This is a genomic window from Sphingomonas sp. (assembly GCF_031380695.1).
GTDB lineage: Bacteria > Pseudomonadota > Alphaproteobacteria > Sphingomonadales > Sphingomonadaceae > Sphingomicrobium.
In genome coordinates, this window is record NZ_JANMWY010000009.1 from 1 (window position 1) to 8,000 (window position 8,000).

Genomic DNA, 8,000 nt, shown 5'->3' on the forward strand with positions numbered 1-8,000 from the left:
GCCATCCCGGTGACGCGCATCAAATCCGCGTCGGCCGGAGTGGCCCGAGGCGGACTTCATTGTCGGGAACCCGCCGTTCATTGGCGGCAAGGACATCCGCGACCGGCTGGGCAGCGAGACGGCCGAGGCGCTGTGGCGCGCGAACCCGAGGGTGCCGAAGTCAGCCGATTTCGTGATGCACTGGTGGGACCGGGCGGCGGACATATTGACGCGCGAGGGGACGCGGCTGCGGCGGTTCGGGTTCGTGACGACGAACAGCATCACGCAGGTGTTTTCGCGCCGGGTGATCGAGGGGTGGCTATCCTCCCCGGAACGGGGAGTGGGACCGCCGCCGCAGGCGGGGGTGGAGGGGGTTTCCCAGCCGAGTTCAGGTCCGTGCGACGAAGCCCCTCCGTCGGCTTCGCCGCCACCTCCCCGTGCCGGGGAGGAGCAGGAGCGCAAACTCCACCTGGTGCTCGCAATTCCCGATCATCCGTGGACGCGAGTGACGAAGGATGCGGCGGCGGTGCGGATCGCTATTACGGTGGCGCAGGCCGGGGCTGGGCCGGGCAAGCTGGTGCGGATCACCGGCGAGCGGGGGATCGACAGCGACGCGCCGGAACTGGACGAGGAGCCGCATTATGGCGCGATCAATGCCGATTTGAGCGTCGGGACCGACGTCACGCGGGTGGTGGCGTTGAAGGCGAACGAGGGGCTGTGTTCGCCCGGCGTGAAGCTGCACGGGGCAGGGTTCATCGTCACACCGGCGGAGGCGAAGGCGCTGGGGCTGGGGACGCGGCCGGGGCTGGAGAAGCATATTCGCGACTATCGCAATGGGCGCGACCTGCTGCAGCGGCCCCGCGGGGTGAAGGTGATCGATCTTTTCGGGCTGAGCGAGGCCGAGGTCATGAGCCGGTTTCCTGAAGTCGCCGACCACGTTATCCAAAACGTGAAACCCGAGCGCGACGGCAACAACCGCGCGACCTATCGTAATAAGTGGTGGGTGTTTGGCGAGCCGCGTGGCGATCAGCGCCCTGCGCTTGCGGGGTTGCCGCGCTACATAGCGACGACGGAGACGTCTAAGCACCGGCTGTTCCAGTTCGTCGATGGATCAGTGCTTGCAGACAATATGATTGTCGTAGTCGCGAGCGAAAATTCTGAGGTATTGGGTGTATTGTCTTCCCAGATACATGCCGAGTGGGTGCTGAAGCGCGGAGGCTGGCTCGGTTTCGGCAATGACAATCGTTACTCGAAGTCGCTCGTCTTCGATCCCTTCCCCTTCCCCGCCGCCACCCCCGATCAATCCGCCGCCATCGCCGCCGTTGCCGAACGGCTCGACGACACCCGCCGCGCGGCGCTGGCCGAGGACGACCGGCTGACGATGACCGGGCTCTACAATCTGGTCGCGGCGATCCGCGACGGGACGCTTGCTCCGCAGGACGAGGCCAAGGCGGTGCGGGCGCGGGCGCGGATCGTCGCCAAGCTGCACGACGAACTCGATGCCGTCGTTGCCGCCGCTTATGGCTGGGGCAAGGAATGGAGCAAGGCGCCGTTGCCGCCAGCGGAGATCGTCGCCCGCCTGGTCGCGCTCAATGCCGAGCGGGCAGCGGAAGAGCAGGCGGGGACGGTGCGGTGGCTGCGGCCCGACTATCAGATTCCGCGCTTCGGATGAGTGGGCCAGGCGACCGCGACCCTGGTTAGGGTGTGCGTTGACATGATCATCCTGAATTCGGGCGAGACGATGTGGCGGCGTGAAAAACGTCCCGAAACGAGACGCGACTTGCCAGTCGGGGGCAGATTCCGGTCGCCAACCCGTTGATTTCGATTATCATCGCGCCAGCGCGGATCATTAAGCGGTCACTGGCGTTGCTTACGCCATAGCGCCGGACCGACCGAGTGCGCGTGGGAGGAACAAGAATGACGATCTTTACCGGGACCTCGGGTAGCGACACCCTCACCGGCGGCTTGGCCGACGACACACTCACCGGGCTGGCGGGGGCCGACACGCTGATCGGCGGCGGTGGTGCCGACCTGTTCCGCGACACGGCAGCGGGCCTCAACGGCGACACGATTGCCGACCTGGGGCCGGGCGACCGGATCATCATCACCGACGCGAACCTGGCCAATTTCTCGGCCGCGATCGTCGGCAACACGTTGAGCTACAGCGGCGGATCGATCACGCTGACGGCGGTGCCGTTCGGGCGCGTCATTGCCACCACTGCGGTCGGTGGCGGCGTCGAGTTGCGCATCGCCCATGCGGCGACCAACGATTTCAGCGGCGACGGGATTAGCGACATCCTGTTCCGCAATATCACGACCGGCTCGCTCGCCGAGTGGCAGGGCCAGGCTAACGCCGATTTCGTCACCACGAGCGTCACGGCCAGTGTGCCCCTTGATTGGCACGTCGCGGGAACGGGTGATTTCAACGGCGACGGCAAGTCCGACATCCTGTGGCGCAACGACAATGGGGCGCTGGGCGATTGGTTCGGCAGTGCTGGCGGCACTTTCACCATCAACAGTGCGTTGCTGGTCTCGGTGCCCCTCGACTGGAAGGTCGCCGGTACCGGCGATTTCAACGGCGACGGCAAGACCGACATCCTGTGGCGCAATGACAATGGTACGATCGGCGACTGGCTGGGCACCGCCAATGGCAATTTTTCGATCACCAGTTTGCAAACGGCTGTGCCGATCGACTGGAAAATCGTCGGCACGGGCGATTTCAACGGCGACGGACGCGACGACATCTTGTGGCGTAATGACAATGGGACCGTCGGCAACTGGCTCGGCAATGCCAGCGGCGGGTTCGATGTCAATGCGAGCGTGCTGATTGGTGTGCCGAACGACTGGCAGGTGGCCGGGACCGGCGATTTCAATGGCGATGGTCGCTATGACATTCTGTGGCGCAACATCGACGGACGCGTCGGCGACTGGCTAGGGACGGGCAGCGGCGGCTTCACCATCAACGCGACGCTGACCCCGGTGCCGACCGATTGGCATGTCGCCGCGGTCAACGATTACAACGGCGACGGGCGCGACGACATCTTGTGGCGCAACGACAATGGCGGTGTTGGCGACTGGATTGGCACAGTGACGGGCGATTTCACGATCAATCCGACCGTTGCCGCAATGTCGCCCGCGTTCCATGTCCAGCCGGACCATCTCGTCTAAACGCGACGAAACCGCCATTTCGGTGCAAACGGACAATTAACCGGTTGCTCCTAGAAAAAGGGGTATGAGATCAGCGGGTTCAGGGGGTCCAGGCGAGGCCAGTGGCGTGGCGTGCGCGGCACCCTTGGGGTCCGACGAACGAATTCTGCTGGACGCTCTGCCGATCGCTGCGGCGGTTGTCGGCCGTACGCGGCGAGGGGTACTCAAACTGGTCGATCGCAACGCGCGGTTCGACGATACGATGGCCGTGTTCGGCGACGCCGCGCTCGTGGCCGGCGATTTTCGCAATTGTCCGCAGGTCGCGCTGGCCGCGATGATGACTGCGTTTCTGGCCGATTCTGCTGCAGCCGACGAATTGGCATTCACCAGCGGCGAGGGTGTCGGCGCGCGTCATTTCCTGGTCAAGCTGGCGCCGCTGAAGCAATGCCCGACATACGGTCCGCGCTGCCTGGTGAGTGTCGTCGACCGTACCGCCGAGGCCCAGTCGGAACGATCGCTGCGCGCCGAGATGCTGCGCGACAGCCTGACGGGATTGCCCAACCGGCTTGGTTTCACGGACACGATCGAATCCAGGGGTGCCCTGTCAGGCGGCGTCAGCGCCGATAGCGGCAATAGCGACGGTTCGCGCGACTATGCGGTGCTGGTCGTCGACGTGCGGAGATTCAGCCGGATCAATGAATCGATGGGCAGCCTGACCGGGGACGAGCTGTTGATCACCTTCGCCCGGCGCCTGATGTCGACGCTGCGCAGCGGGGATGTCCTGGCCCGCACCGGGGGCGATGAGTTCGCCATCCTGGTCGGAGTGCGGCGTGGGCGGGACGATGCCCTGGCCGCTGCCGAGCGGATCCAGCAGGTCCTGACCGCGCCGTTCCGCCTGTCCGAATTGGAAATCGGCGTCGAGTGCGCGATCGGCATCGCGCTGAGGCAGCCGGATCGAGAAGGCGAGGAACTGTTCCGCAACGCCCAGTTTGCGGTCAAGCAGGCCAAGACCGCCGGCTACCCACAAGTCTATGAACCGGGCGAGGCGAGCGCGGCGCGGCGGCGCTTTTCGATCGAGACCGAGTTGCGGCGCGCGCTCGACCGCGACGAACTGACGCTGGCCTTCCAGCCGCTGATCGACTTGCAGTCGGGCCGGGTTTCGGGATTCGAGGCACTGGCGCGGTGGCATCATCTTGACCGCGGGGAGATCTCGCCGACCGAATTCATTCCGGTCGCAGAGGAGAGCGGGTTGATCCTGGCGCTGGGCCGCTGGGCGATGGACAAGGCCGCGCAGACGCTGGCGGGGTGGGACCGCCAGATCGCGGCGGAGATGGGTGGCGGCGAGCGGCCACTTTATGTCGCGGTCAACCTGTCGGCGATTCAGGTCGCACGCGACGATGTCGCCGCGCTGGTGTCGAGCGCGCTGCGGTCGAGCGGGCTGAGCGGCAACCGCCTGTCGCTCGAACTGACCGAGAGCGCGATCGTCCAGGACCCGGGGCGGGCGACCCGCGTGTTCGACGCGCTCAAGGCACTCGATACGACGGTCGCGATGGACGATTTCGGCACCGGCTATTCCAGCCTTGCCTACCTCCAGCGCCTGCCGATCGACGTGCTCAAGATCGACCGCAGCTTTGTCACCGGGATAATGGGGGACCGTGACAGCGTGGCGATCGTTCGCGCGGTGCTGAGCCTGGCCAAGGCGCTGGGAATGTCGACCACCGCCGAAGGGATCGAGACGGTCGAGCTGGCGACGACGCTGGCGGCGCTGGGTTGTGCGACCGGGCAGGGGTTTCACTTCGCGCGGCCACTCGTGGCCGACGCGGCGATCGATTTCTGGCAGTCTCGCGCGCGTTAAGTTCGCGCGGGTCAGGAGCGGAAACGGCCGGCGCAACAGGGGGAAACGCCGGCCGTCCTTCCGCTCTATCGAGCAGAAACCGTTAGGGCATCAGCACCGAATCGATGACATGGATGACGCCGTTCGACTGCATCACATTGGCGATGGTGATGCGGGCCATGCCGCCCTTCGCGTCGATGACCTTGAAGCCATTGCCGACCTTGCGGAACATCAGCTTCTCACCCTGCACCGTGGTGAGGGACGCGGTGCCACGATGCTTGGCGGCCATCGCCGCGATCTGGCCGGCAGTGATGCGGCCGGGGACCACGTGATAGGTCAGGATGTTGGTCAGGGTCGCCTTGTTTTCCGGCTTGACGAGCGTGTCGACCGTGCCGGCGGGAAGCTTGGCGAAAGCGGCGTTAGTCGGGGCGAAGACGGTGAACGGACCCGGGCCCGACAGCGTCTCGACTAGGCCGGCGGCCTTGACCGCAGCGACGAGTGTCGTGTGATCCTTCGAGTTGACCGCATTCTCGATGATGTTCTTGGTCGGGTACATGGCGGCGCCGCCGACCATCGGGTTCATCATCTGGTGGCCGGCCATGTGGTGCTTGGCGGCGGCGGGCGCGGCGGTGAACGCGAGGCCGGCGGACGCAATCATCAGGGTGTGGGTAAGGCGAAGGCGCATGGAAATCTCCTGTAGAGGCGCCGTCGAAGGAGGAACCTTCGGCGGGACTGGCAAGAGATACGGGCAGGCCAGGAAAGTGGATGCAGGCGCGCGCGCCGGAAAATGGGCAGGCTGGCAAACGAAAACCGCCGACCCGAGGGCCGGCGGCTGACGAAAGTCCAATTGTGGTCGCGGATCAGGCGGCCTGGAGCGCAGTTGCCCGGCGGCGGCGGCGCAGGCTGTAGCCGGCAGCGCCAAAACCGAGAAGCATCATCGCCCAGGTCGCGGGCTCAGGCACCGGGTTTCCGAGCCGGTCCGTCACGGTGATGCTGTTCTGCTTCTGCAAGAAAATTCCGACGCCGTTGCCACCGCCAGCGACGTTGCAACTTGTAAGGCTGAGGCAAGACGTGATGCGGATGGCGCTGAGAACGTCACCACCGGTCGCGGTGAGCTGATAATCTTGCAGCTGATTGCCGGCCTGCGCGAAAGGGTTGGTCCCCGTCGGCGTGCCCCAACCACCACCGGCCAGCAGATATTCGACGAAAACATAGCCGCTGTTGACCAGCTGGACGCTGAACTGCAGGGCGTTAAAGAAGGGGACCGGGTCGACGATCAATTGCGTGAAGGTCCCACCACCAGCGACATCGCTGATCGCGGCGAACCCGGCACCGCCGGTGATGTGGATTGCCGTATTGCCCGTGAAGGTAACATCCGACGAGGCACCGCCCGACGCGGTCGAGCCATAAACGACCGTCGCGTCGTTAACCGCGTTAGTGCTGCTGGCATGAATAAATGTGCTTAAGTTCGGGCCGTTGATCGGCGCGATCGAGACGGCCGCCTGAGCCGGCGCGGCAAACGCGACCACGGCAGCCATGAGTGGAAGAGCAAGTTTACGCATTTGATGTCCCCAATGACCAGAGTTGACGCACAGGCACCGGGTTAACGAGCGGCGCGACTCAGCGTAAACAAATCATTAACCGTTATCCCGACGACGGTCGAGTCAAACTTTGCGGAAGGTTAGTTTTTTGAGTCCCTATATAGGATTCCGTAGCGGCGGGTGCAGCAACTCATAGCGAAAGAGCCGCCGGCTGCGTCCAACCGGCGGCTCTGATGGCCCAGAAGGGATCTATTTTAGGCGGCTTGCAGGGTGACCCGCTTGCGGCGGCGCAGGCTGACACCAGCGGCTCCGAAACCGACAAGCATCATCGCCCAAGTCGCGGGCTCAGGCACTGGCGAGCGCCCGGCGACTCCGCCGACGTTGCCAGTGTTCCCATTGGCCTGAACTACGTCGCTGGCGAAGTACACGTTGAAATTACCGTAGGCATTCGCAGTGAGTGACGAGAGCGTAAGCGGACCACTGCTCGAAGTTACCGTGAATGAAAGCGGACCAGCAAATCCCCCTGCATAGCCATTGGCACACGCCGTGGTGCAATCAATCGCGGCTGCAAAGGATCCAAATGGGGGACCGGTAACGCTCGTTGCCGCATCCGGAGAGACAGCAGCGAAACCGGCCGTCAGGTTCCAGATCGTCAGATTCCCCGCAATGTTAAAGGCAAGGGCGTTGTGGTTGGAATTGCCGTCATGAATTCGGTACGGCGCCGTCAGCGTCTCTACGAAATCCAGCGCTCCACCGTTCTCGGTGACCGTGACGGTTCCATATGGGCCAGAACCCAATCCTGCAGCCGGATCGGACAGAGTGAGATTAAACACCTGAACAGCCGCCGCGGCCGGAGCCGCCATCGAAAAAGCCGCCGCGATGGCGACAGCGTACACTACGCCTTTGAACATGATAGGCCCTTTCCACGGACTACTAAACTCAACCGTTAACCCCGCAAGGGCGAATCGGAATAATGAATTATTAACGCCGACTATTGTTTTCGTCGAGTGCCCCGGGGCGGGAAATTTTCGGCTGTGCCATCATGGGACTCGATACAAACCGTATCGATTTCGCAACGATGTCAGACCTTTGTCAGCATCCCGCTGGCGACGACCGGGCCCGTCGGCTGACCCGTTGGCGAGCCGCCGACCGGCTCGAGCGATATCGCCAGCATCGTTCCCGGCTTCATCATTGCCGCGCTTTTCGCATCGGCGATGACCGTCGTCCCGACGACGCGGAACACGCCGAGCGGAACCGGCTTGCCGCTATCGACGATCGCCCACAGCTGGGCGCTGTGGCCGGCCGGGATCGGCATCGGGCCGGGCAAGCGGACGGTGCTTGCGGCCGGATCGTAGATTGCCGGCATGGGCGCTTCCTTGCCGTGGGTGAGGGCGGCGAACATCGGCGCGGCCGCAGGCTGAGTAAGAGCAACAGGCGCGGGTTCCGGGCGGACCAGTATGACACCGGCCAGCGTCGCTGCGGCGAGTGACGACGCGAGC

7 protein-coding genes are annotated in these 8,000 nt (G+C 64.4%); 3 read left to right on the forward strand and 4 right to left on the reverse strand.

Going from position 1 to position 8,000, the window contains the following annotated elements; genetic code table 11:
- The first annotated feature begins 58 nt into the window (after positions 1 to 58).
- The 3 genes from RMN84_RS00230 to RMN84_RS00240 all read left to right on the forward strand — a co-directional run bounded on the left by RMN84_RS00230 (position 59) and on the right by RMN84_RS00240 (position 4,981).
- Positions 59 to 1,651 (forward strand): type IIL restriction-modification enzyme MmeI, encoded by a 1,593-nt coding sequence (locus RMN84_RS00230; RefSeq protein WP_309610207.1) that lies wholly within the window; start codon positions 59 to 61, stop codon positions 1,649 to 1,651.
- Positions 1,652 to 1,896: 245 nt separating this feature from the next.
- On the forward strand, positions 1,897 to 3,147 hold the full coding sequence (locus RMN84_RS00235) for an FG-GAP-like repeat-containing protein (RefSeq protein ID WP_309610202.1): 1,251 nt from the start codon (positions 1,897 to 1,899) through the stop codon (positions 3,145 to 3,147).
- A gap of 124 nt (positions 3,148 to 3,271) precedes the next feature.
- A complete protein-coding gene (locus RMN84_RS00240; protein ID WP_309610203.1) occupies positions 3,272 to 4,981 on the forward strand; it encodes a bifunctional diguanylate cyclase/phosphodiesterase in 1,710 nt (569 codons plus the stop codon).
- Positions 4,982 to 5,063: 82 nt separating this feature from the next.
- Here the strand turns inward: RMN84_RS00240 and RMN84_RS00245 are convergent, their stop codons facing one another.
- From RMN84_RS00245 to RMN84_RS00260, 4 genes are all read right to left on the reverse strand, one after another.
- Positions 5,064 to 5,645 carry a fasciclin domain-containing protein gene (locus tag RMN84_RS00245; RefSeq protein WP_405051405.1) on the reverse strand — a complete coding sequence of 194 codons (582 nt, stop codon included), beginning with the start codon at positions 5,643 to 5,645 and terminating at the stop codon, positions 5,064 to 5,066.
- 175 nt (positions 5,646 to 5,820) lie between these two features.
- Positions 5,821 to 6,522, reverse strand: a complete 702-nt coding sequence (locus RMN84_RS00250; protein WP_309610204.1) for a PEPxxWA-CTERM sorting domain-containing protein — start codon at positions 6,520 to 6,522, stop codon at positions 5,821 to 5,823.
- A gap of 233 nt (positions 6,523 to 6,755) precedes the next feature.
- Positions 6,756 to 7,412 (reverse strand): PEPxxWA-CTERM sorting domain-containing protein, encoded by a 657-nt coding sequence (locus tag RMN84_RS00255; RefSeq protein ID WP_309610205.1) that lies wholly within the window; start codon positions 7,410 to 7,412, stop codon positions 6,756 to 6,758.
- 170 nt (positions 7,413 to 7,582) lie between these two features.
- On the reverse strand, positions 7,583 to 8,000 hold a 418-nt coding region (locus tag RMN84_RS00260; RefSeq protein WP_309610206.1), incomplete at its 5' end, for an anti-sigma factor domain-containing protein.

Coding starts and splice junctions, on each gene's coding strand:
- RMN84_RS00245 (WP_405051405.1), bottom strand. CDS start 5,645: ATGCGCCTTCGCCTTACCCACACCCTGATGATTGCGTCCGCCGGCCTC.
- RMN84_RS00255 (WP_309610205.1), bottom strand. CDS start 7,412: ATGTTCAAAGGCGTAGTGTACGCTGTCGCCATCGCGGCGGCTTTTTCG.
- RMN84_RS00250 (WP_309610204.1), bottom strand. CDS start 6,522: ATGCGTAAACTTGCTCTTCCACTCATGGCTGCCGTGGTCGCGTTTGCC.
- RMN84_RS00235 (WP_309610202.1), top strand. CDS start 1,897: ATGACGATCTTTACCGGGACCTCGGGTAGCGACACCCTCACCGGCGGC.